The sequence below is a fragment of the Pantoea sp. X-Soil-TKNS-1279 genome, from assembly GCF_059730565.1.
The window spans coordinates 58,848-81,104 of record NZ_AP035949.1 but is presented as its reverse complement, the minus strand read 5'-3'; the positions used below and the strand labels follow the sequence as shown (position 1 = coordinate 81,104).

Here is a 22,257-nt window from a genome sequence, read left to right as displayed (position 1 = left end):
CCTGCGTGTGAGCTGCGCGCCGCCGCCACGCATCACTATTCCGCTCTTTACCCCGTATTTTCCTGGCATTTCCCAACCTCGCGCCCCACCGGTTAAGTCATTCTGATCCACATTAGCCTTAATTGTCGCTAATGGTGTTCTCATTCTTTATTAAATAATGCACTCCGTGCAGGATGACTGACGTCTTTTAAAATCAGAGCAGCGAAGTCAATAAATTTCGACTTTCGGAACTGGCGCGTGAATTTATTCCTCGAATAACGCATGTGATCTGTCTCTGCATTTAATTTCGTCAACTACGCCCGGAGCCGTAATGTCTTCTGCTTTTGCAGCGGACAGGAATTGTGCACGTCAAAAATCAGAGATAAATATGTTTAAGAATAACCTTCCTCTGCGGGCGATTAGCTTATCGGTAGCCGTAGGTATTGTGATGCCAGGAATCGTTTTTGCTGATGAAACGCATGCAGTTCATGAAGAGAAAAAATCGAATAAAACGTCGGATCCGGTGATCACCGTGACGACTCCGGAAGTCTCTCCACTCACGGTTGTCACCAATCTGAAAACACCGCGTCAGCCAGTGCCCGCCAGTGATGGCTCCGATTATCTAAAAACCATTCCGGGTTTTTCGCAGATTCGTAATGGTGGCACCAATGGCGATCCGGTATTTCGCGGCATGTTTGGTTCACGTCTGCGTATTCTCACCAATAACAGTGAGATGCTCGGGGCCTGTCCGGCACGTATGGATGCACCGAGTTCCTACATCTCACCGGAAAGCTATGACACCCTTACTCTGATTAAGGGGCCGGAAACGGTGCTCTGGGGCCCAGGAAACTCGGCCGGAACCTTACGCTTTGATCGCGAACCACCACAGTTTGATAAACCCGGCATTCAAGGGAGCGCCAGTCTGCTGGCGGCCTCTAACCGCCGGTTTGATGAAAATGCCGATCTCAGCCTTGGCAGTGAAGTAGGCTACATCCGCCTGACCGGCAATAAGTCCCGTTCGAACGATTACAAAGATGGCGACGGTAATCGGGTTCCCTCTAAATGGGATAAATGGAATGCGGACGTGGCCATTGGCTGGACACCTGATAAAGATACGCTGCTGGAGTTCACGGCAGGTAAAGGGGACGGGGAGGCGCGCTACGCCGGTCGCAGTATGGACGGTTCGCAGTTCGAGCGTGAAAGTCTGGGGATGCGATTCGAAAAGTCCAACATCGGTGAGGTGTTCGATAAATTTGAAGCCAGCGCGTATTACAACTACGCCAACCATATCATGGATAACTACACGCTGCGCTCCCCCGCCGCATCTTCTATGGGTACGATGGACATGAGTAGCGCGATGGCCATGCAACTCGACCGGCGTACCGTGGGTGGCCGCATGATGGGCACCTGGCTGTGGGAGGATTTCCAGTTACAAAGTGGAGCGGACACGCAACTCAATACGCATCGCAGTCTCGATGATAGCGGCTGGGTAAAAGATGCCCGCTTCCATGATTACGGCATCTTCAGTGAACTGACCTGGTATGCGACGTCGCAAAGCAAAGTTATTGGTGGTGCTCGCCTCGATCGGGCCATCGTGGATAACTTTACCGACACCGGATCAGGGAGCCGCACGGATACGCTGCCTGCCGGATTTTTACGTTTTGAACACACGCTCGACAGCATGCCATTGATGCTGTACGCCGGGCTGGGTTATACCGAACGTTTTCCTGACTACTGGGAACTGTTCTCACCGACCTACGGTCCCGGTGGCAGCGCCAGCGCTTTTGATAATGTAAAAACGGAAAAAACCACTCAGCTGGACATTGGCGCACAATACAGTGGCGATCGCCTGAACGCCTGGGTTTCGGCTTATCTGGGGCGCGTGAACGATTTCATTCTGTCCCGTTACGATCCAGACGACACGTCAGTCAGCGAGGCCGACAACGTCGATGCCAATATCATGGGTGCCGAAACCGGTTTCAGCTATCAGCTAAGCGAAAGCTGGAAAACTGACGCCAGCCTGGCATATTCCTGGGCAGAAAACGCCTCTGACCATACCCCTCTCCCGCAAATCCCTCCTCTGGAAGCGCGTCTTGGTTTGAACTGGGAATCCGGCAACTGGAGCAGTGGCGGTCTGTTACGCCTGGTGAGCAGCCAGCATCGTGTTGCCGTCAATGAAGGCAACGTCGTGGGTAAAGATTTTGGTAGCAGTGCCGGATTTGCCATCTTCTCTGCCAACGTCGCTTATAAAGCCACGAATAACGTCAAGCTCAGCGCGGGTATCGACAACCTGTTCAATACCGACTACAGCGAACACCTTAACCTCGCGGGCAACAGCGCGTTCGGCTACTCCGCCAATACTCCGGTCAATGAGCCGGGCCGTACCTGGTGGGCAAAAGTTAACGTCACGTTCTGATCTTCTTCGCCGTGGAAATAGCGCGCACATCAGCGCGCTATTGTTGCACGCACCCTTATAACACCTGCCAGCAGGGAAAAGAGTTATGCGTAAATGTAGTCGTCTTTGCCAGATTGCTGTCGCCATCAGTAGCGTGCTGTCTGGAGCGACCATTGAGAATCAGGTCAGTACACTGGCGCTGAAACACTGGTTTAATGATGATATCGCCTTAAACGTTACGGGCCGCTATTACGACAGCAAGGTGCGTGATTACGGCAGCTTTATTACTGACGCGCCTGATGCGCTCGACGGGCTGGGCGGCAGCCATGAACTGATGGTGGGCGTGAATTACGATTACACCACCTTCAACTCAGCGGTGTCGGGTACTATCCCGATTGGTGAATTAGATCTGGCTCATCCTGACTACAATCTCGCGTATGGTTCAACGCCGGAAACGCTGGTGACGCAGATTCAGTTGCGCCAGGCTGAACAGAATGTGGATACCACCTCACACCGCGTTACTCACCGTATTGGCCTGAGTTATGACCTGACGGACAACCTCACCGCTTACACCGCCTATTCTACCGGGTTTCGTGGTGCCTTTAATTTTGTCGGTATGGAAACACCCAAACCCGAGACCTCGCGTAATAACGAGGTGGGTTTAAAGCTGGATCAGAAAAACCTGGGGTTGTCCGGCACCCTGGCGCTCTTTCAGCAGACGCGTCGAAACGTGGCCACCGCCGACCCGAATCCCGATCTTGCGCTCTACGGATACACCGTGCAAACCGCGTCACAGTGGACGCATTGCGGCACGTTATCGCATCCTGGATGGCATGGTGAAAGGCCTGGGTTTTGGTGCCGGGATCACCGCTGTCAGCGCGCGAGCTTACCCTACCTAATACCGTCTCTGTTCCCGGCTATGCGATGGTCGATGCGCAAGCCTCCTACGATTTTGACCGCTATACCATCCGCTGTCCGCTGTGAACCTGACCGGTGCCAGGGCATGGGACAGTTACGAGTATCTGGGGCTACCGGTGGTGATCCCGGTTCAGCCACGCTCTGTTTATCTGTCTCTGTCTGCTCACTTTTAAGGAAATTCAACATGATTGATAACGATATGCCCGCTATGCCGGATCATGTGATGCCTGATATGGGTCCTGAAATGAACAGCGTACCCTGGATGGGTAATGAAGAAATTGCGATGCTGGTGTATCCGGGGATGACCGTGATGGATCTTGTCGGCCCGCATTGTATGTTTGGTTCGATGATGGGGCAAAGATTCATATTGTGGCGAAAACGCTTGAACCGGTTACCAGTGATGCCGGTTTGATTGTGGTGCCAACTGCCACTTTTGACACCTGCCCGAAAGACCTTACCGTACTGTTCACGCCTGGTGGAACCGAGGGAACGCTGACTGGGTTTGGCGCTATTCCCACCGACGAAAGGATGATACGCGATCGTAACCGCATCACGGGTGCGGGTGTCACGGCCGGGCTCGATTTTGGTCTGCTGATGGTAGCGGAACTGCGCAATAAAATTTATGCGGAATGTTCGCAACTGATGAGTGAATACGATCCTCATCCACCATTCAATGCCGGATCGATGCACACAGCCCCGGCAGAGGTGAAAAAAGCGATGACTGAACTGGTTGCCGATTTTTCTAAACAGGCAGAGGTATTGTCAGCCCGGTACCATGAGCAGCACTTGAGTTAAGCCGCCGTTTGTAAACCCTACACGAAGAGGCCGTTATGCCTCTTCGTTATCGATGCCGTAATACAGTTTTCCCAGTTGAATCAACGGACGTCCCTGTGATTTACGGTGAAGGTTGGTGTCACGTAAAGAATAGACACAGCCGCAATATTCCTGCTGGTAAAACTGCTCACGTTTGCTGATTTCAATCATCCGAGCTGAACCACCCTGCTTGCGCCAGTTATAATCCCAGTAAGCCATGCCGGGATAGTGGCTTGCCGCCCGATGACCACAGTCATTGATCTGCTGCATATTTTTCCAACGTGAAATGCCCAAAGAACTACTGATCACATTAAAACCATTTTCGGCGGCATGCAGCGCGGTGCGTTCAAAGCGCATATCAAAGCACATGGTGCAGCGCACGCCGCGTTCAGGTTCTTTTTCCATGCCTTTGGCGCGTTCAAACCAGTTGTCGGTGTCATAATCCGCGTCAACAAAAGGCACACCATGCTGCTCAGCGAAGCGAATGTTTTCCTCTTTGCGCAACAAATATTCTTTCTGTGGATGAATATTCGGATTGTAGAAATAAATGGTGTACTCAATGCCTGAAGCCTGAATTGCTTCCATCACTTCCCCTGAACATGGAGCACAGCAGGAGTGCAGGAGAAGTTTATTTTCACCGTTGGGTAGGAGCAATTTCGGGCGCTTAAAATCACTTTGGCTCATTACAGGCTCAACAGTCAGTTCTTAAAGGCGTAGTAAACCTGTTTCTGTCGGTGATGAGGAAATGTGATGACAGGGTGGCATAATTTTTCCACCCCAGAGAGACTTACATCTGAGCACGCAACATAGTACAAAATGGGCAATTACAACCCATGACCGGCACCAGTTTAGTGACACCATTCACCACCGTTTCAGAAGGGATCGCGTGGGCGTCATAGCTACCATTTTCAACGTTAATATGTTGAGCTGATGGCGCTGAAGACTGTGCAACGAAAGCTGCCGCATGGAAAGATGTAGCGAGCAATGATGCACCGACTATTGCAAGAATTTTCATTTGGCTATCCCTCAGGAAAAGTAACCACTACAAGCTAAAACTCAGTGGTCAAAATATCTACTGAACTCACACAAGAAATCCGTATCAATTTGTTTCCTCATCCTGTGCCACTCATTATCTGTGTGATTGCTGGTGATGACGTATGGTTCGCATATCTTTATCCAGCTGAATGCGCAGTGTTCGCATGAACTCTCGGGCATTTTCGGACAGAGGCTTGCCTGGACGGAATATCATCAGCCCGGCAAAATTGATCGCGCTGCTAAAGGGGCGAATCACCAGGTCAGTATCCATAAAGTCATAGGCTACGATCGGGTTAACCAGCCCAACGCCCAGCCCGAGACGAGCCATTTCACAGATGGTCAGGGAATAGGGTGTTTCAACCCGCACCTGTAATGAAAAACCGAGATGTTCCATCAAACGGTTAAGTTGCTGCTGACTGCTGTCTTCAGGGCTTAGCGCCAAAAAGTCCGTTTGCGCCAGGTCCGCCGGGTGAATAATTTCTCTTCCGGCCAGCGGATGATTTTTCGCCATCACCACCACGCCTTCAGCCTGAAGAAAGGGGGAATGTTCCAGGCCGCCAGGGGGGATCTCATCTGCCATCAGACCAAAGTCTACCTGACCAGCCATAACCTGCTGGTACACATCCCGCGAACTCAGGACCTTGAGCGAAATCTGGATATTACGCTGTTCAACATTGAAGCTGGCAATTGCCCGGGGCAAAAACATATTGCCCACTGCCGGGTACGCTGCAATTGCCAGTCTGTCCAACCCCAGTTCACTCAAAGATCGCAGCCGGTGGGCGATCGCCTCCATACCTATAAAATGTTGATCCACATCGACCATCAGAGCCGTGGCTTCCTGCGTGGGGAGTAAACGGCCTCTCATGCGGGCAAACAGCTTTAATCCGGCATTCTCTTCCAGTTTGCGGATGGCCTGACTCACCGCAGGCTGCGAAATATCCAGCTTCTCCGCGGCCCGACTGGTGCTGCCTGTCAACATCACGGCACGAAAAATCTCAATCTCACGATACATGGCAACCTATAACCTGTGCTTATAAGGTAAATAATTGTCTGTATTGCTGTAATCATAACCATCACCGAGAATCAATGTCAGCACCAATACCAGTGGAACCTAAAAAAATGCAATTTATTGACCCTGCTAATCAGAAATTTGCCAGCTTGTCCCCTGCCGTGTGGCGTGCTTCTACGGTGGTTTTTGATACCTTTGAAGAGTTCGCTGCCCGTAAAGCACGCCAGCCTGACGGCTACAGTTATGGCATTACCGGGACACCGACCGCGCGCGAACTGGAACGTCGGGTTGCTGCGCTGGAAAATGCGCAGCACTGTGTGGTTGTGCCTTCCGGCCAGGCGGCCCTGATGGTTTCCGTGATGGCTTTTAAGTCTGTGTTGCTGGAATGCATAGACCTGAAATTTTTTCTTTGCATATCACCGTCTCAGGCGTAGCCTATATATAAAACATATACGTTTCATATAGGCTAAGGTGATGGGAATCGTAAAAATCTCCGATCTGATGCATGAGAACCTGCGCGTGGCGAGCACGGCGTTAAGTCGCTCCATTAACGCGCAGGCAGAACACTGGATGAAAATCGGCATGCTGGCCGAGCTTTACCCGCAGCTTAGTCATCAGGAGTTAACACGCCTGTTGATGCGCGTGGAAATTGATGGCGGCTCCGATCTGGCGCAGCTGCTGAACACCTCTTTACCCACTACGCAGGGAATTGCGCAATGAACAACATCAAACTGCACTCCGCGCAGGAAATCGAACTGGCGCGTGCAGCAGGCCACGACGCTGCCAAAGTGCTGGCGATGATCACGCCTTACGTGAAACCGGGAGTGACCACCGACGAATTGGATCGCATCTGTCACGATTTCATCGTCAATGAACTAAAGGTCATTCCCGCCAATATCGGCTATCACGGCTATACCCGCACCGTCTGCACCTCAATCAACCATGTGGTGTGCCACGGCATTCCCGGCGAGAAAAAACTCAAAGACGGCGACATCGTCAATATCGATGTGGCAATCATTAAAGACGGCTGGTACGGCGATACCAGCCGGATGTATTTCGTCGGCACGCCATCGGTACGAGCCAAACGTCTGGTGGAGATCACTTATCAGTCGATGGTGGCCGGGATTCGCGTAGTTAAACCGGGTGCCACCCTGGGGGATATTGGTGCCGCGATTCAGCAGGTGGCGGAAAAAGCCGGTTTCTCGGTGGTGCGTGAATATTGCGGTCATGGTGTGGGTGAAATCTATCATGGTGAACCGCAAATTCTGCATTACGGTACGCCGGGCACCGGTCTGGCGCTGGAAGCTGGCATGATTTTCACCATTGAACCGATGATCAATGCCGGTAAAGCGGGCACCAGCGTGTTGTCCGATGGCTGGACGGTGGTGACCAAGGATCGTTCTCTGTCAGCCCAGTGGGAACACACGGTGGCGGTGACGGAAACCGGGTTTGATCTGCTGACGCCGTGGCCGGATGGTACGGGCGAATACGAAGCGATTTGATTGTCGCGGCGCGATAAATCAATCGCGCTGCTACGGGTAAACCATTTATCTCAGGATCAGGATGTAAGTGTGAAACAAGAAAGCGCAATTTTTGCCGGTGGCTGCTTCTGGTGTACCGAAGCGATTTTCCAATCCATTGATGGCGTGATTTCGGTAGAAAGTGGCTATATCGGCGGCCATGTCGTCGCGCCCACTTATGACCAGGTGTACAGCGATACCACCGGTCATGCCGAAGCGGTCCGCATCGTTTTCGATGCTGATACCGTCAGCTACGACGACCTGCTGGATATTCACTTCGCCACTCACGATGCCACTCAGCCCAATATCAAAGATGGCGTCGAGCGTTCCCGTTACCGTTCCGCGCTGTTCCCGACCTCGGCAGCACAACGCCTCGCCGCTGAGCGGGGTATCACGCGTGCAGCAGAGGAATTCGGCCTGCCGCTGGTGACGCAGCTGGAACCGCTAAGCGAATGGTATCCGGCAGAAGATTACCATCAGAACTTCTGGGAGAAAGAGGGCCAGGAAAACGCCTTTTGTATGATGAATATCCCGGCCAAACTTCAAAAGCTGCGGAAGAAATTTCCCAAACAAGCCCGCTAGCGCCGCTGCGGCATCATCTCCTCAATCACCGCAGTGATGCGTTGAATCACCTGCTGTGCCGCACGCGACAACTGACGGGAGGGTGCGGTACACAGCGCCAGTGTCAACGGGCGTAGCACGCTATTTTTCAGCGGTACGAAACACAGCTGTTGCTCTTCCACCTCACTCATCACATCCAGCAGACTGAGGACACAGATGCCGGTGCCCTGCGCCACCAGGCTGCGGATCAGACGGATATCATTGCAGGCGATGATATTATCCGGTGCCATACCCTGCTTGCGATACAGCGCCGCGACACGTTCGTGCACCACCAGCGACTCGCCGGGAATGATATGTCGTTCGCCACTTAACTCGCTCAGCGATAACGCGTTGCGGCCACTCAGCGCGTGTTGCGGCGGCAGGACCACCCCCATCTCCAGCTCGGCAAAGGCCAGTACATCCAGACCGCTCTGCCCGGCCGGGTCGAGAATCAAGCCAAAATCAATTTCCGACTGGCGGATCCGCTGGCTGATGGCATGGCTGTTGTCGACCGTCAGCTCCAGCCGCAGCCATTGATGCTGGCGGGCAATATCCGCCAGCGCATCGGCCACCTTGCCTTTGGTCAATGACTGCACCAGCCCGGCACTGACATTGCCGCGTTTCAGGCCCTGGATATCGTCAAAACGCTGGCGGGTAACGCGAAACTCACGTTGCCAGCGCATCACATCGTCATACAACAGTTCTCCAGCCGTCGTCATGCGCAAGCCGTCGGGCAGGCGTTCAAACAATGCCGTGCCGAAGCTCTCCTCAGCCTGCAAAATTTGCCGGTTAATGGCGGATGCCGAGACGTGCAGCTTCTCCGCCGCCTTACGCAAACTGCCGCTACGCGCCACCTCAGCAAAATAAACGGCAAATCGGGAAAATGGACTCATGGCTCACCTGTACAGTTTTTTGCAACACATAATTGAATTAATGCTGATGGATTTGTACAGGCCTGATTATTCACAATGACCAGACAAAAATGAAGAGTTTATTGTGAGCTACTGACAGGACATCGCTATGAATACCCTCACCCCACCCGCCCACTGTACATTTGAACCCGATGACTGGTTGCGCCTGGCTCGCCAGTGGCACCCGGTTGCCCGCTCCTGCGACGTTACCGGTGCCCCCACCAAAGCGGTGCTGTTGGATGAGCAATTGGTGGTCTATCGCATCAAAGGCCAGGCCGTGGTGGCGCGCGATGTGTGTCCACACCGTGGCGTCCCCTTAACCCTCGGTTTTCATGACGAAGAGGGGGTGGTTTGTCCTTATCACGGCCTGCGGTTTGGTGAAGGTGGCAAATGCAACCGTATTCCCTCCAGTCCTGGCCAGCCCATCCCCGCCAAACTGAATCTGATCAACTATCAGGTGGAGGAGCGTTATGGTCTGATTTGGGTATGTATGGCACCGGATGCTGGCAACCCATCACCTTTGCCGGTAATGCCGCACTGGGACGATGCCGGATTCCAGCAAATCAACTGTCCAGGCTTTGATGTGAACGGTTTCGCCGGCCGCCAGGTGGAAGGGTTTCTCGACGTCGCCCATTTCGCCTGGGTCCACACCGAGACTTTCGCCGATGCCACTAATCAGGTCGTACCGCCCTACAATCCGGTTGAAACCGCTTACGGTTTCGCGGTGGATTACTGGAGTTCGGTCAGTAATTTCGCCGCCGACAGCGGCCAGCAGGCACCGGAAGGGTTTGAATGGCTGCGCCATTTTGAGATGCACCTGCCCTTTACCGCCACGCTGACCATTCATTTCCCTGGCGACGCCCGACTGGTGATCATGAACGCGGCATCACCGGTTTCGGCACGTAAAACCCGGATGTTTGCTCCCATCGCCCGCAACTTTGATCTGCATATCCCGGTAGAAGATGTGCATGCCTTTAACCAGCGGGTGTTTGAGGAAGACCGGTTGATGGTGGAAACCCAGATGCCGGAGCGCCTGCCACTCGACCTGGCGCTCGAAGCCCATATCCCGGCTGACCGCAGTTCCATCGCCTATCGTCGTGGCCTGAAACGTATGGGCTTCGGTGAATTTTTCCTGGTGTAACGGAGGCAACGATGAGCACAACATTACAGGTGGTGGTGGACGGGATGTTCCGCCAGGGCCGGCACAACCTCGCCGTTAACCTGGTCGCGGAAAATGGTCAGCCGTTACCGTGCTGGCAACCCGGCGCGCATATCGATGTTCATCTGCGCGAGGGATTGGTGCGGCAATATTCCCTTACCGGACAGAGTGACAACACCCGTCATTATCAGATTTGTATTGCGCGCGATCAGCAGTCACGCGGTGGATCGCGTTATGTCCATGAGATGCTGCGCCCCGGTCAGGTCCTCCGCATCTCGCCGCCGCGCAATCTGTTTCCCATGCAACCCGCCGGAAAAGTGATCCTGATGGCAGCCGGTATTGGCATTACGCCGTTGTATGCGATGGCAGAAGCGCTGGAAGGCGCGGGGGTGCCCTTCGTGCTGCATTATTATGTGAAACAACGTGGCGACGAGGCGTTTCTGCCCGAGCTATCCAAACCCTTCCAACATGGTTTTTGTGAAATCTGGCACAGCAGCGAAGGCCGCAGCCCACGCAGCCATGCGCCGGCAGAGTTGCTGGATCCGGCAGAAGATACCCATCTTTATCTGTGCGGCCCGGCGGGTTTTATGAGCCATATCCGCGCCACCGCAATCCGTCACGGTTGGCAAGAGCAGCATATTCACACTGAAGCCTTTAAGCCGCTGACGGCTGTCGCTGCACAGGGTGAAGCAGGTTTCACCGTCACCCTCGCCTCTACCGGGCAGCAATGGCCGGTCGCACCCGGACAGACCATCGCCACGGTGCTACTGGAAAACGGCGTCGATGTACCGCTTTCCTGCGAGATGGGCATGTGCGGAGCTTGTCTGACCCGTGTCACTGAAGGCGAGATCGATCATCGCGATACCGTGCAATCCGCGGCAGAAAAAACTGCGCCGGAACAATATATCGCATTGTGCTGCTCACGCAGTTTGTCGCGCAATCTGGTGATCGAACTTTAAAACAGTTCGCGCAGGTTATACCCCGCCCCCACCAGCACCATCAGCAGCAGCAGCAGCAGCAGCAGGTATTGGGAAACCATTGCCAATTGATGCTGCTGAATGCCATTGACCCAGCGCCGCACCGCGAGGATATAACAGGCCATGACGCAGAAATCGAAGGCTATCCACAGCAGCGAGAACAGCAGCAGGCTGGTGCTGAGGTGTGGCGTAACGGCAATGAACTGGGGAAACAAGGCAGCAATGCGCAAGCTCAGCTGACTGATGGTGAAACCCAACCAGCATCAAGACTGCCAGCGCAATCAACACCAGCGACGCACCGTGGGTGCCTGGCACCGTGTTAAACGCGCGTCGGCTACCGTGACGGGCGGCGACGGTGCTGCACGTCACTCCGGGCGCTATCAGTCGACATATCCGCACGCTGGAAACGTTGTTTGGCTGCGAACTGTTTATTCGTCGGGGACCTAAAGTGGAGGTCAGCGCCGCAGGCCGCGTGCTGGCGACACAACTACAATCAGGATTCGACAGCCTCGAACGCGCCTGTGGCGCCTTTAGCCAACAAAGTAAAAATCTGCGCCTGAAAGCCCCCTCGACCTTGACCATGCGCTGGTTGCTGGATGTGTTACAGGCATTTCGTGAGAAAAACTCAACACCTGAAGTGGCAATCTCCAGCGTCTGGATGGCAACAGACAGTGTCGATTTCAGTCGTGAACCTTTTGACTGCGCGATTTTGTTGGGTAACGGCGATTTTGGCCCCGGCACCGAGAGTCACCTGTTATTTAAAGAGTGGCTGATTCCTGTCTGTTCCCCCGCTCTGAAACCGCAGGCACAGCAGGATCTCGCAAGCTGCGAACTGATTCACCCCACCGCTGACCGGCGGGACTGGCAGCGCTGGTTAAGGGGCGTCGGGCAGACACCGGGCGCGAACCTTTGGCAGGGCAAAGTCTTCGACACGCTGGAGCAAGGCAATATGGCCGCAATCAGTGGTCACGGTATTTCGGTTGAGGATCTGTTGCTGAGTCTGAATGCGCTGCGCGACGGACTGCTGAGGCTACCTTTTCCCCAGGCGGTGGCAACCGGTGACGGTTATTATTTTGTCTGGCCGGCCAACGCCCCGTTTAGTGCCGCACGCGACACGCTACTGAGCTGGTTGCGTGATCATCTTCCCGCCCTGCCAACAACCGGAATCGATGGGTTAATACTGATGAAATAACCGACTCCTGGATGGGATATAACAGCACATGCCCTATTTTTCACAATGAAAATAGATAGCAACCTAACGAATATAAATAATCCTGAGTCGTCGCATTAATTATTTATTTCTTACAAGAACAAAACAGCAAAAATGCCAACTTAGGATTATTCTTAGTTTGCCTTAATTAAAATCACCGCTACAGTTATTCTTGCTTCCTGATGTGAGATGAAGCGCGTTCTGTTAATCGGCAAATACATCGAAGAGGAATAAATAATGACGCAACGTCGTGGTGGTTCAGGTAACTTTGCAGAAGATAAGCAACGCGCGGCTGAAGCGGGTCGCAAAGGTGGTCAGATGAGTGGTGGGAATTTCCGTAATGACCCGGAGCGTGCCATCGAAGCCGGTCGAAAAGGAGGAAAAATCAGTCGCCGCAAGTAAAGCAAACGCCCAGATATTCCATATTCAATCTCTTTTTGCGGAAACGCATATCCTGACCATCGCCTGTTCGACGTCGGGAGGTGTTTTATGACCCGCAAACACCAGGCTATTTCCCCACCATCTTATACAATCAGTCGATTTAATTTGTACAGGGTTATATTTCTTGTACAAATTAAATCTGCGCTATATATATTTATTCCGGCATTCTGGAATATCCGCTGAATACCCTAACTTAATAATAAATCATGATTTATTGCATCTTTGATGCTACTTTATGTTGCAAGCCCCAGGTGTCTGCGCCCTGGTGATTGCAGAAGATCTATACAATGCGCGATAAATCGCCCCGCCTCATAAAAGGAGCAGCACGATGGCAGCACGGGAACATCATTATCAGGTGACGGTTCGCTGGACCGGCAATCGCGGTGACGGCACCGCCAGCTATACCGCTTATGATCGCAATGGCGAATTGCTGGCAAACGGCAAACCCACCTTTCCCCTCAGCGCCGATCCCGCGTTTCGTGGTGATGCCAGCCGCTGGAACCCGGAAGAGTTGCTGCTCGCCGCCACGTCTGCGTGTCATAAGTTGTGGTATCTGCATCTGTGCGCCGATGCCGGGATTAACGTGGAAAGTTACGAAGATGCCGCTGAAGGCACTATGGTGGAAGGTGTGCGCGGTCGGTTTACGCAAATCACCCTGAAACCGCGCATCACCTTGCGCAACCCGGCAGATGCCGAGCGCGCAAGAGAACTGCATCATCAGGCGCATGAGGCCTGTTATATCGCTAACTCACTTAACTTTCCGGTAAGCTGCGAACCCCGCTTCGCATAAACGTCAGGCCGCGCCGGCCAGTTCGGGTTGCCACAACCGCACTCCGTTACGTCCGGCGCGTTTCACTTCATACAGAGCTTCATCAGCATGACGCAGCCAGTAGCCAAGTGACTCCGCACCGGCTGCTGCTGCGATGCCAATACTCACCGAACAACTGAAATCCGGCGAGGCCGGCAAACGCAGTTGCGCAATTTTCTCTTTCAACCGTTCCGCCAGCAGCACCACGGATTCATCACAGGAATGATGCACAATCACCCCCAACTCATCGCCGCCAAAGCGGGCGGGGATATCCTGGATGCCGACATAGTTGCGCAATAACGCGGAGATCTCCGCCAGCAAAAAATCGCCCGCTTCATGGCCCCAGGTGTCGTTAACCGCTTTGAAATTATCGACATCAATCAGCAACAGATATGCGCTGCTGTCACCACGACGGGTGCTGAGAAATTCACTCTCCAGCCGCCGTTCAAACAGACGCCGGTTGGGGATTTCCAGCCCAGGATCCATCAGCGCGATACGTTCCAGTTCGCGATTGCGTTTGCGCAACTGCCAGGTGAGGTTGTACGACGCAACGCTGAGCGCCAGCATATAAATCGTTGCCAGCGGCAGCGTCAGCCAGACAGTTTGCGTGCTGAAGGTGGGCCGGAAGCCAGTGCCATCCACCAGCCAGACCATCATAAAGGTACAAAAGAAGGCCTGAAGCGCGGCAATCAGTTGCGCACTGCCTCCCGCCGCATAACGATCCGAGGCCAGCACCGCCATAATAATAAACGAGGGCATGGGGCTGAGCCCCATCAGCGCGACCCAGGCCCCGCCAAAGGCCGCGTCCAGTGTCAAATTACGCCGCTCGGTGGCGGTGGAATCTACAGCGTGCAACGCCAGACGATACGCGATCCACGGCCAGATAAATGCGTTGGTAAACAGCAGACCGCACAGCTCAAGGCTACGGTTCATTTCCATCAACACGGAAAGAATAGGGAAGAAACACAAGATCGTGCCGAGCTGGCGCATCAAAAACATGCGGCGAACGAAGCGCACCGAACGACGCTTCAGGTGATTATCATCAGGTGAGTAGTAATTCATTCACGGGCAATATCAGACCGACAAGACATGCAGTTTATCGGAAAAGCGTTAAACCGCGTGTACTTTTTCAGATTTTTTCCCTTGAATAGACACGACAGCACAATTTTTTTCCATTATGGGGAAAATAAGCACTGACCCCATTGGTCGCAACGCGATTTATCGTGCGGTTTTCCCAAAAAAAACAGCGCGATAAATCGCGCTGTTCCTGAATGGTGCTCCGGTGCTTGTTAGCTTGCTGTACCTTGCAGACGGAATTGTGCCACCAGACGTTCCAGCATCAGTGCCTGTTCTTCCAGTGAATTTGCGGAGACAGACGAGGCGCTGACCAGCGAGGCGTTCTGCTGAGTGGTGGTGTCCAGTTCACCCACGGCACGGGCAATTTGTTCAATACCACGGCTCTGTTCATCCGACGCTGCCGAAATTTCTTCCATGATCTCATTCACGCGCGCAATGCTGCCGAGAATTTGATCCATAGTTTCACCGGCACGCGCCACCTGCTGATGACCGTTGCTGATACGGCTGACCGATTCGCTGATCAGCTGTTCAATATCTTTTGCTGCCTGCGAGCTGCGCTGTGACAGGTTACGCACTTCACTTGCCACCACGGCGAAACCACGCCCCTGCTCACCCGCACGCGCAGCTTCCACGGCGGCGTTCAGGGCAAGGATATTGGTCTGGAAAGCGATGCTGTTGATCACCGCGGTAATATCAGCAATTTTCTTCGAGCTATCAGAAATTTCACCCATAGTGCTGACCACATCGCGTACCGCGACACCGCCCTGATTAGCATTGCGTGTGGCTTCTGCGGCGATTTGGCTGGCCTGACGCGCATTCTCGGCATTATTTTTCACCGTAGCGGTCAACTGCTCCATGCTGGCGGCAGTCTCAACCACCGCCGCCGCCTGCTGTTCCGTGCGTGAGGACAGGTCGAGGTTACCCTGATTGATCGCGCTGGCTGCCTGCGACACGCTGTTGACGCTACTTAACACGTCGCCAATCATGCTGCGCAGCCGTTCATTCATTCTGCCCATCGCTGAGGTCAGCTTGCCTAACTCATCACGACGATCGGTGGCAAACTGCGAACTGAGATCACCGCTGGCAATGCGCTCCGCCAGTTCGAGGTTATGGAATACCGGCTGGGTAATTTGACGGATGATGTACCAGGCCACCAGCACGCCCAACAGGATCGCCAGCCCGCCAATCAACAGCGACAGGGTGGAAGAACCGTTAGCCAGTTCATCGTTGCGTGTTTTAACAATGGTGATGACTGTCTTGATGGCCGCGCTGCTTTTATCACCCGCCACTTTCACGCCGTCTTCCGCGCTGCGCAGTTGCGCATAAGCCTGAGCCGCTTGCAGGCTCAGGTCTTTAAAGCGTTCGGTATCCTGCCATAGCGCGGTAAAGCCCCCCTGCTGTTCTGGCGGCAGTTGCGCCAGTAACGCTTTCATCCCCTGATCGGCGCTACGGAAGTGGGCTTCCAGCGCGTTACGCAACGGTTCGCTGACGTTGAAGCGCAGCGCCAGCGCCTCTTCCCGCACATTGCTGATAGCAAACAGTTGATCGTAAATCTGGTTGGTCAATTCCGGCGTGGCTACCGGGGTGCGGATCAGTTGGGTATAACGGGAGGTAGTGTCCTGCTGGCTGATGTTATCGAGTTGGGCACGCAGGCTATTCAGTTGCTGGGTGGCCTGCGTCATCGCGCCGATACGTTGCTGGAAATCGGTGAGATGGCTGCCGATCTCGTCGATAATTGGTGCGGCATCGTCTGACCAGTTGAGTTTTTTGGCCTCCCCGGTCAGTTGCTGCGCATGGGTGACATATTTCGCCATCACCGCGCCAGACTGATCATCGCCATAAAGGTACTTCAGGCGGTTAATTTTTGCCTGGAACACTTCAATATTGATGTCATAAATCAGATTCGTTTTTTGATAGATATTATGAATTTCGTTGAAACGCTGTACGCTCAGCCCGGTAGCAAGCGCTACCAGCAACAGCACAATACCGAATCCTGCCGACAGTTTTCGGGTTATGCGCACGTTTCGCAATCGCGATACCAATCCCATGTTTCCCACTCCTGCGTTTATCATTTTTGTAAGGGTTACTGAGAGGGTTATCGGAGGGATTAGGGAATTGTTTATTGTCGGAAGCATAAAAAAAGCGCGATAAATCGCGCCGCAACGCTTGAATGGGATCCGTAGCGGCGCATTTATCGCGCAAGGGGTATTACTGCGGGGCCAACTGACTGATAAACAGCCCCGCCGCGCTGACCGCATCAACGGCGATACCGCCCAATTGCGCGCGGATACTATCGCCCAACGCGATGGTCGAGAAGCCGGTGCAGGAGAAGGCAATCACCTCAATCCCTTCGCGATACAAACCCTCGGCACAGGCCAAAGCACTGGCGCGGCCTTCCGTCGTCAGCAGATCGGTGGTGTTGCGAATCCCTTCTGGCCGCGCATAACGCACTGGCTCACCCAGTAACTGGCGGAACGGTGCCGGTGCGGTGGCACCTATCCCCATCACCGCCACCGGTCTTTTTAACATGCGGGCGATACTGGCCGCTGCACTGCCCGCGCTAATTACCGGTACCGTCACCGCCGCACGTAACTCAGACAGCCCCGGGTCGGCGGCACAGCTCAGAAACAGCGCATTGCAGCCCTCCGCTTCCAGTTGCTGGCCCAACGTCACAATTTTGGGCACTGCCAGCGCCTCGCTGGCATCGTCAAAAATACCTTTAGGTTGATCGGGAATCGCCCGGCTCACCGATGCAATGCCATACTCCTGGTGAATTAACCGCCCGTGTTCTTCAACAAAGTGCTGATCCGGGTGGGTCAAAACACGAATAATCCCCAGCATGTCCAAACTCCTGCATAATGTTGTCGTTATTTTGCTGACGCCGCTACGCCTGCCAGCGGCGGAAAATCAGGCTAGCATTGACGCCGCCAAAACCAAAACCATTCGACAACACATATTCCATCGGCATCGGGCGCGCGGTTAACGCCACCAAATCCAACCCCTCCGCCGCCACATCGGGTTGATGCAGGTTCAGCGTCGGTGGTGCCAACTGGTCACGCAATGCCAGAATGCTGAAGATGGCTTCAACACCCCCCGCCGCACCTAACAAATGGCCGGTGGCCGATTTGGTTGAGGTGATCGCCACCGGGCTGTCGGCAAACAGCGCGCGGATCGCCGCCAGCTCCCCTTTATCGCCCACCTGGGTTGAGGTGGCGTGTGCATTGATATGTTGAATTTGCGTCGGAGTAATCCCGGCCTGGCGTATGGCGGTTTGCATGGCCCGACGCGCACCGCTGCCATCTTCCGGCCCGGCGGTGAGATGGTAAGCATCGGCGCTGGTGCCGTATCCCACCACTTCCGCCAACGGGCTCGCGCCGCGCGCCTGGGCATGCTCCAGCGATTCAATCACCAGCAACCCCGCTCCCTCGCCCATGACAAAACCGTCGCGCTGTTGATCGAAAGGTCGCGAAGCGCTGGCAGGCTGGTGGTTAAATCCGCTGGACAGCGCTTTCGCCGCGGCAAATCCGCCGAGGCTGACACGATGAATCGCCGCTTCGCTACCGCCGCACAAGGCGATATCCGCCTCTCCACTTCGGATCAGGCGTACCGCATCGCCAATCGCCTGCGCACCGGCAGCACAGGCTGTCACCGGCGCACCAATCGGCCCACGAAAGCCGTGCGCAATCGAGACGTGACCCGCCGCCAGATTGGCAAGAAAGGAAGGTACGGTAAAAGGTGACAGGCGACGTGGACCACGGTTATGGGTGGTTTCTACCGCCGCCGCGATTTCATTAAAGCCGCCGATGCCGGTGGCAATGATGGTCGCGGTTCGCTCGCGCAACGCTTCTAACTGAGGAAACCAGTTCGCCTGGGTGAGCGCCTCATGAGCAGCAACCAGCGCAAACTCAATAAAGCGGTCCATTTTTTTGCGCTCCTTGGCCGGGATAACCGCCAGCGGATCAAAGCCATGCTGCGGGTCCTGTTCTACCGAGGGCACCTGACCGGCGATTTTGCAGGGGATATCCTGCACGATGGCTTCGGGCAACGGGCTGATCCCGGATTGCCCCTGCACCAGGGCGCGCCAGACATGTTCCACGCCGCACCCCAGTGGGCTGACGATCCCCATGCCGGTAACGACGATGCGTTTTAATGAGATATCCATATGATCTCCAGTTGTGATGATTAGGTTTTTGGCACTTTCATAAACGGCACCAGCAATGCGGCGATGAAGAATCCGATCATGATCAGCCAGAACGCGTCGGCAAAAGCCTGAGTTTTGGCTTCACGCAGCGTCAGTGCCGCAAGGTTTTTCAGCGCGGCAGTCTGTGCAGCATCGGGGCTGAAACCCTGCTGGATCAGCGCAGCGGTGGAAGTGTGCATAAATTCGCCCAGCGTCAGGCTGGCACTGTTGAGATGGTCTGCGAGACGGCTGTAATGCAGATTGGTGCGATCGTTAAGTATAGTGCCGCACAGGGCGATGCCGATGGCCCCACCCAGATTACGCATCAGGTTAAACAGCCCGGATGCCAGTTTGAGGCGCGGCGGTGGCAGGCTACCCAGCGTCAGTGTCACTGTCGGTGCGACGGCAAATTGCTGCGCCATACCACGAAACGCCTGTGGCAGCAGCAGCTGATCTGCACCCCAGTCGTGAGTAATCGGCACAAAACTGTACATCGATACGCCAAAAGCAATCAGCCCGGCCGCCAGCAGCCAGCGCAGATCGACCCGATTAGCCAGCCACGAGTACAGTGGAATCGACAGCACCTGGAACAGGCCGGTAGAGAAGATCGCCAGACCAATTTCCAGCGCGCTGTAACCCCGCACCGTGCCGAGAAAAAGAGGCGTGAGATAGATAGTGGCAAAAATGCCAACCCCCGCCATAAACGAAAAATAGCAACCGAGGGTAAAGGTACGATCTTTTAGCGCGCGTAAATCCATCACCGGTTGCGCGTGGCGCAGCGTACGGATGATAAACATCACGCCACATACCAGCGCCAGCCAGCCGGTGATGGTCAGGGTGCTGTCGTCAAACCATCCCCAGCGCGGCCCCTCTTCCAGCGTATATTCAAGACAGCCCAGCGATACGGCCAGCAAGACGATACTGAGATAATCAGCGCCGCGTAACAACGAGGTATCCGGCGTATCGATTTTTACCAGCGCAGGCACCGCCAGCGTGATGTATATGCCCGGCACGATATTGATGAAGAACAACCAGTGCCAGTTGAAATTCTCTGTGATCCACCCGCCGACAGTGGGGCCAAGTGTCGGGGCCAGCGATGCCAGCCCACCAATCGTGGCGGCGGCAATCACCCGTTGCTTACCCTGGAAAAAGGCAAAGGCGGTGGTAAACACCAGCGGGATCATCGAACCCCCAGCCAGCCCCTGCAAAGCGCGAAACGCAATCATGCTCTGGATATTCCACGCCCAACCACACAACACGCTCATCAGGGTGAAACCGGCCGCCGAGGCGGCGAACAACCAACGCGTTGACATGACCCGCGCCAACCAACCGGAAAGCGGGATAATGATGATTTCGGCAATCAGATAGCTGGTCTGCACCCAGACGGTTTCGTCATCCCCCGCCGACAGACCACCACCGATGTCACGCAATGAGGCCGAAACAATCTGGATATCCAGCAGCGCAATAAACATGCCGAGACACATAGTGGCAAAGGCAATGACTTTTTTGCTGACCGGCATCTCTAATGCCGGTGCAGCAGGCAAGGCCGTCTGGCTGCTCATGGCGCAGGTTTCTCATCAACCGTTACCGTAACCGACAGCCCCGGACGCAACAGCCCCAGCTTTGCCGCTTCGCCATCCAGCGCAATACGTACCGGGACACGTTGCACGATTTTGGTGAAGTTACCGGTGGCATTCTCCGCTGGCAGGATGCTAAAGCGTGAACCGGTGGCAGGCGACAGACTGACGACATGGCCAGTAAAGGTACGGCCCGGCAACACATCAGCGACAATCTGCGCCTGTTGTCCGGCCTGTAAATGCGCCAGTTGGTTCTCTTTAAAATTGGCATCTACCCACAACCCCTGTGCAGGCACCAGCGACAGCAATTGCGTACCGCTGCTGACGTAAGCCCCGGACCAGGCGCGGCGATTACCGATCACCCCATCAAAAGGGGCACGAATTTCGGTATAGCCAAGATTGAGTTTTGCCATTTCCAGACCCGCCTGCGCCTGTACCAGCGCCGCTTGCGTCTGTTTCTCACGCGCATCCAACACCTGTAACTGGCGCTCCGCAACGCTTTTATCGGCGCGGGCTTTGCTCTCCTGCGCCACCGCCTGACGGTAATCCGCCTGCGCGTAGTCACGGGTTTGCGCAGAGACCGTCTGCACCAACGCCCCATAACGTCGGTTGTCGCCTGCGGTTTTTTCCGTCATCGCCTGTGCGGCATTCACTGCCGCTACTGAACCGGCGATGGTGGCGAGTTGTAACTCACGCGTGGCGGCGATATCCGCCAGCGCAGCCTGCTGAGCCTCGACTTCTCCACTGGCTTTCATCAGTGCTGCCTGATAATCACGCGCATCAAGCCGCACCAACAGATCACCTTTTTTCACCCGCATGTTGTCCTGCACGGCGATTTCCTGCACGTAGCCCGCCACTTTGGCGGAGATGGTGCTGATATCGCCGCCGACATACGCATCATCGGTCGATTCAACAAAACGGCCGGACTGCCACCACCACAGGCCATAACCCGCAGCCAGTACCACGGCGGCAACCGCCACTAACGGGAGCACTTTGCGCCTCTTCATGGCTTATCCACCTGTTTCGCCGGTGGGACAAATTTCAGCGCTGGCTCACCCGCACGTTTTTTCTGGATGTATTCGTGACGATAGCGAATCACCGGCGCGGCTACCGGACCGGGCACGATCGAATACTTATCCGCGGTCAGCGGCTCACGCGTTTCGCTATCCACCATAATCGCCTGCACCGGACGTTGGGTGGCGGTTTCCACCAATTGCACCTGACGACCTTCCGGCGAGAAGTGGCGGCTACCCCACTCCACCAACGCCAGAATAACAGGACGAAAATCACGTCCGATCTCGGTGAGGTGATATTCGTAGCGCGGCGGGGTGCTGCTGTAGCACACCTTCTCCAGCAGCCCATCCTCCACCAGCTCCTTCAGGCGTCGGGAAAGGATGTTCGGGGCGATGTCGGCATTCTTTTGAAATTCATCAAAGCGGGTAAAACCTGCCAAGGCATCACGCAGAATAATCATGCTCCAGCTATCACCAATGCGTCCGAGGCTGCGGGCAATGGGACAAGGGGCGTGGCAAAGCGGTTCGTTTTTCATCTTGCTGGCTCGGGTTGGTTCGCAATGCGCTCAGATTTCCACAGTCACTATCAAAATGCAAGTCACTCTGATTGACAGGAACCGTCGCGGCGCGATTTA

The 22,257-nt window shown here is 54.8% G+C and carries 23 protein-coding genes and 1 pseudogene; 12 read left to right on the top strand and 12 right to left on the bottom strand.

The window, feature by feature from the left end; genetic code table 11:
• The first annotated feature begins 367 nt into the window (after positions 1-367).
• The 3 genes from AC6I8N_RS20585 (at position 368) to AC6I8N_RS20575 (ending at position 4,087) form a co-directional block, all read left to right on the top strand.
• Positions 368-2,395 carry a TonB-dependent copper receptor gene (locus AC6I8N_RS20585; protein WP_497830979.1) on the top strand — a complete coding sequence of 676 codons (2,028 nt, stop codon included), beginning with the start codon at positions 368-370 and terminating at the stop codon, positions 2,393-2,395.
• 85 nt (positions 2,396-2,480) lie between these two features.
• Complete coding sequence (locus tag AC6I8N_RS20580) at positions 2,481-3,704, top strand: TonB-dependent receptor domain-containing protein (protein WP_497830978.1); 1,224 nt, start codon at positions 2,481-2,483, stop codon at positions 3,702-3,704.
• Positions 3,662-4,087, top strand: a complete 426-nt coding sequence (locus tag AC6I8N_RS20575; protein WP_497830977.1) for a type 1 glutamine amidotransferase family protein — start codon at positions 3,662-3,664, stop codon at positions 4,085-4,087. Before AC6I8N_RS20580 ends, AC6I8N_RS20575 begins: the two co-directional genes overlap by 43 nt.
• A gap of 33 nt (positions 4,088-4,120) precedes the next feature.
• On the opposite strand, the gene AC6I8N_RS20570 is transcribed toward AC6I8N_RS20575, so the two are convergent.
• The 3 genes from AC6I8N_RS20570 to AC6I8N_RS20560 form a co-directional block, all read right to left on the bottom strand.
• Positions 4,121-4,789 carry an epoxyqueuosine reductase QueH gene (locus tag AC6I8N_RS20570; RefSeq protein ID WP_497830976.1) on the bottom strand — a complete coding sequence of 223 codons (669 nt, stop codon included), beginning with the start codon at positions 4,787-4,789 and terminating at the stop codon, positions 4,121-4,123.
• Positions 4,790-4,892: 103 nt separating this feature from the next.
• Entirely contained in the window at positions 4,893-5,120 is a 228-nt protein-coding gene (locus AC6I8N_RS20565) for a hypothetical protein (protein ID WP_497830975.1), read from the bottom strand.
• A 114-nt stretch (positions 5,121-5,234) separates the two neighbouring features.
• Positions 5,235-6,152: a LysR substrate-binding domain-containing protein gene (locus AC6I8N_RS20560; protein ID WP_497830974.1), complete on the bottom strand. Its 918-nt coding sequence runs from the start codon at positions 6,150-6,152 to the stop codon at positions 5,235-5,237.
• Between the two features lie 107 nt (positions 6,153-6,259).
• Between AC6I8N_RS20560 and AC6I8N_RS20555 the strand changes: the two genes are divergently transcribed.
• From AC6I8N_RS20555 to msrA, 4 genes are all read left to right on the top strand, one after another.
• Positions 6,260-6,583 carry a PLP-dependent transferase gene (locus AC6I8N_RS20555; protein ID WP_497830973.1) on the top strand — a complete coding sequence of 108 codons (324 nt, stop codon included), beginning with the start codon at positions 6,260-6,262 and terminating at the stop codon, positions 6,581-6,583.
• A 40-nt stretch (positions 6,584-6,623) separates the two neighbouring features.
• A complete protein-coding gene (locus AC6I8N_RS20550) occupies positions 6,624-6,869 on the top strand; it encodes a ParD-like family protein (RefSeq protein ID WP_208725940.1) in 246 nt (81 codons plus the stop codon).
• Entirely contained in the window at positions 6,866-7,651 is a 786-nt protein-coding gene (map, locus tag AC6I8N_RS20545; protein ID WP_415173516.1) for a type I methionyl aminopeptidase, read from the top strand. Before AC6I8N_RS20550 ends, map begins: the two co-directional genes overlap by 4 nt.
• Positions 7,652-7,720: 69 nt before the next feature.
• Complete coding sequence (gene msrA, locus AC6I8N_RS20540) at positions 7,721-8,251, top strand: peptide-methionine (S)-S-oxide reductase MsrA (protein ID WP_497830972.1); 531 nt, start codon at positions 7,721-7,723, stop codon at positions 8,249-8,251.
• Here msrA and AC6I8N_RS20535 read toward each other — a convergent pair.
• Entirely contained in the window at positions 8,248-9,162 is a 915-nt protein-coding gene (locus AC6I8N_RS20535; protein ID WP_497830971.1) for a LysR family transcriptional regulator, read from the bottom strand. The genes msrA and AC6I8N_RS20535 overlap by 4 nt on opposite strands.
• 127 nt (positions 9,163-9,289) lie before the next feature.
• Between AC6I8N_RS20535 and hpxD the strand changes: the two genes are divergently transcribed.
• On the top strand, positions 9,290-10,321 hold the full coding sequence (gene hpxD, locus AC6I8N_RS20530; RefSeq protein ID WP_497830970.1) for a molybdenum cofactor-independent xanthine hydroxylase subunit HpxD: 1,032 nt from the start codon (positions 9,290-9,292) through the stop codon (positions 10,319-10,321).
• A gap of 11 nt (positions 10,322-10,332) precedes the next feature.
• Positions 10,333-11,298: a PDR/VanB family oxidoreductase gene (locus AC6I8N_RS20525; protein ID WP_497830969.1), complete on the top strand. Its 966-nt coding sequence runs from the start codon at positions 10,333-10,335 to the stop codon at positions 11,296-11,298.
• Here AC6I8N_RS20525 and AC6I8N_RS20520 read toward each other — a convergent pair.
• Positions 11,295-11,573, bottom strand: a complete 279-nt coding sequence (locus AC6I8N_RS20520; RefSeq protein WP_497830968.1) for a hypothetical protein — start codon at positions 11,571-11,573, stop codon at positions 11,295-11,297. The genes AC6I8N_RS20525 and AC6I8N_RS20520 overlap by 4 nt on opposite strands.
• Positions 11,574-11,659: 86 nt before the next feature.
• Here AC6I8N_RS20520 and AC6I8N_RS20515 point away from each other — a divergent pair.
• From AC6I8N_RS20515 to AC6I8N_RS20505, 3 genes and pseudogenes are all read left to right on the top strand, one after another.
• Positions 11,660-12,508 (top strand): annotated as a pseudogene (locus AC6I8N_RS20515) (LysR substrate-binding domain-containing protein); the annotation flags it as partial.
• A gap of 255 nt (positions 12,509-12,763) precedes the next feature.
• On the top strand, positions 12,764-12,928 hold the full coding sequence (locus tag AC6I8N_RS20510) for a con-10 family general stress protein (protein WP_013511857.1): 165 nt from the start codon (positions 12,764-12,766) through the stop codon (positions 12,926-12,928).
• A gap of 367 nt (positions 12,929-13,295) precedes the next feature.
• Complete coding sequence (locus AC6I8N_RS20505; protein ID WP_497830967.1) at positions 13,296-13,757, top strand: OsmC family protein; 462 nt, start codon at positions 13,296-13,298, stop codon at positions 13,755-13,757.
• A gap of 3 nt (positions 13,758-13,760) precedes the next feature.
• On the opposite strand, the gene AC6I8N_RS20500 is transcribed toward AC6I8N_RS20505, so the two are convergent.
• The 7 genes from AC6I8N_RS20500 to AC6I8N_RS20470 all read right to left on the bottom strand — a co-directional run bounded on the left by AC6I8N_RS20500 (position 13,761) and on the right by AC6I8N_RS20470 (position 22,158).
• Positions 13,761-14,837, bottom strand: a complete 1,077-nt coding sequence (locus AC6I8N_RS20500) for a diguanylate cyclase (RefSeq protein ID WP_497830966.1) — start codon at positions 14,835-14,837, stop codon at positions 13,761-13,763.
• Between the two features lie 227 nt (positions 14,838-15,064).
• Positions 15,065-16,900, bottom strand: a complete 1,836-nt coding sequence (locus tag AC6I8N_RS20495) for a methyl-accepting chemotaxis protein (protein ID WP_497830965.1) — start codon at positions 16,898-16,900, stop codon at positions 15,065-15,067.
• A gap of 160 nt (positions 16,901-17,060) precedes the next feature.
• The gene (locus AC6I8N_RS20490; RefSeq protein WP_497830964.1) at positions 17,061-17,693 is read right to left on the bottom strand and encodes an aspartate/glutamate racemase family protein; all 633 of its coding nucleotides are present in this window, start codon (positions 17,691-17,693) and stop codon (positions 17,061-17,063) included.
• 43 nt (positions 17,694-17,736) lie between these two features.
• A complete protein-coding gene (gene fabF / locus AC6I8N_RS20485) occupies positions 17,737-19,014 on the bottom strand; it encodes a beta-ketoacyl-ACP synthase II (protein WP_497830963.1) in 1,278 nt (425 codons plus the stop codon).
• Between the two features lie 20 nt (positions 19,015-19,034).
• Positions 19,035-20,594: a DHA2 family efflux MFS transporter permease subunit gene (locus AC6I8N_RS20480; RefSeq protein WP_497830962.1), complete on the bottom strand. Its 1,560-nt coding sequence runs from the start codon at positions 20,592-20,594 to the stop codon at positions 19,035-19,037.
• Positions 20,591-21,616, bottom strand: a complete 1,026-nt coding sequence (locus AC6I8N_RS20475) for an HlyD family secretion protein (RefSeq protein ID WP_497830961.1) — start codon at positions 21,614-21,616, stop codon at positions 20,591-20,593. The genes AC6I8N_RS20480 and AC6I8N_RS20475 overlap by 4 nt, the downstream gene beginning before the upstream one ends.
• Positions 21,613-22,158 carry a winged helix-turn-helix transcriptional regulator gene (locus tag AC6I8N_RS20470; protein ID WP_208725955.1) on the bottom strand — a complete coding sequence of 182 codons (546 nt, stop codon included), beginning with the start codon at positions 22,156-22,158 and terminating at the stop codon, positions 21,613-21,615. Before AC6I8N_RS20470 ends, AC6I8N_RS20475 begins: the two co-directional genes overlap by 4 nt.
• Positions 22,159-22,257: the final 99 nt, after the last annotated feature.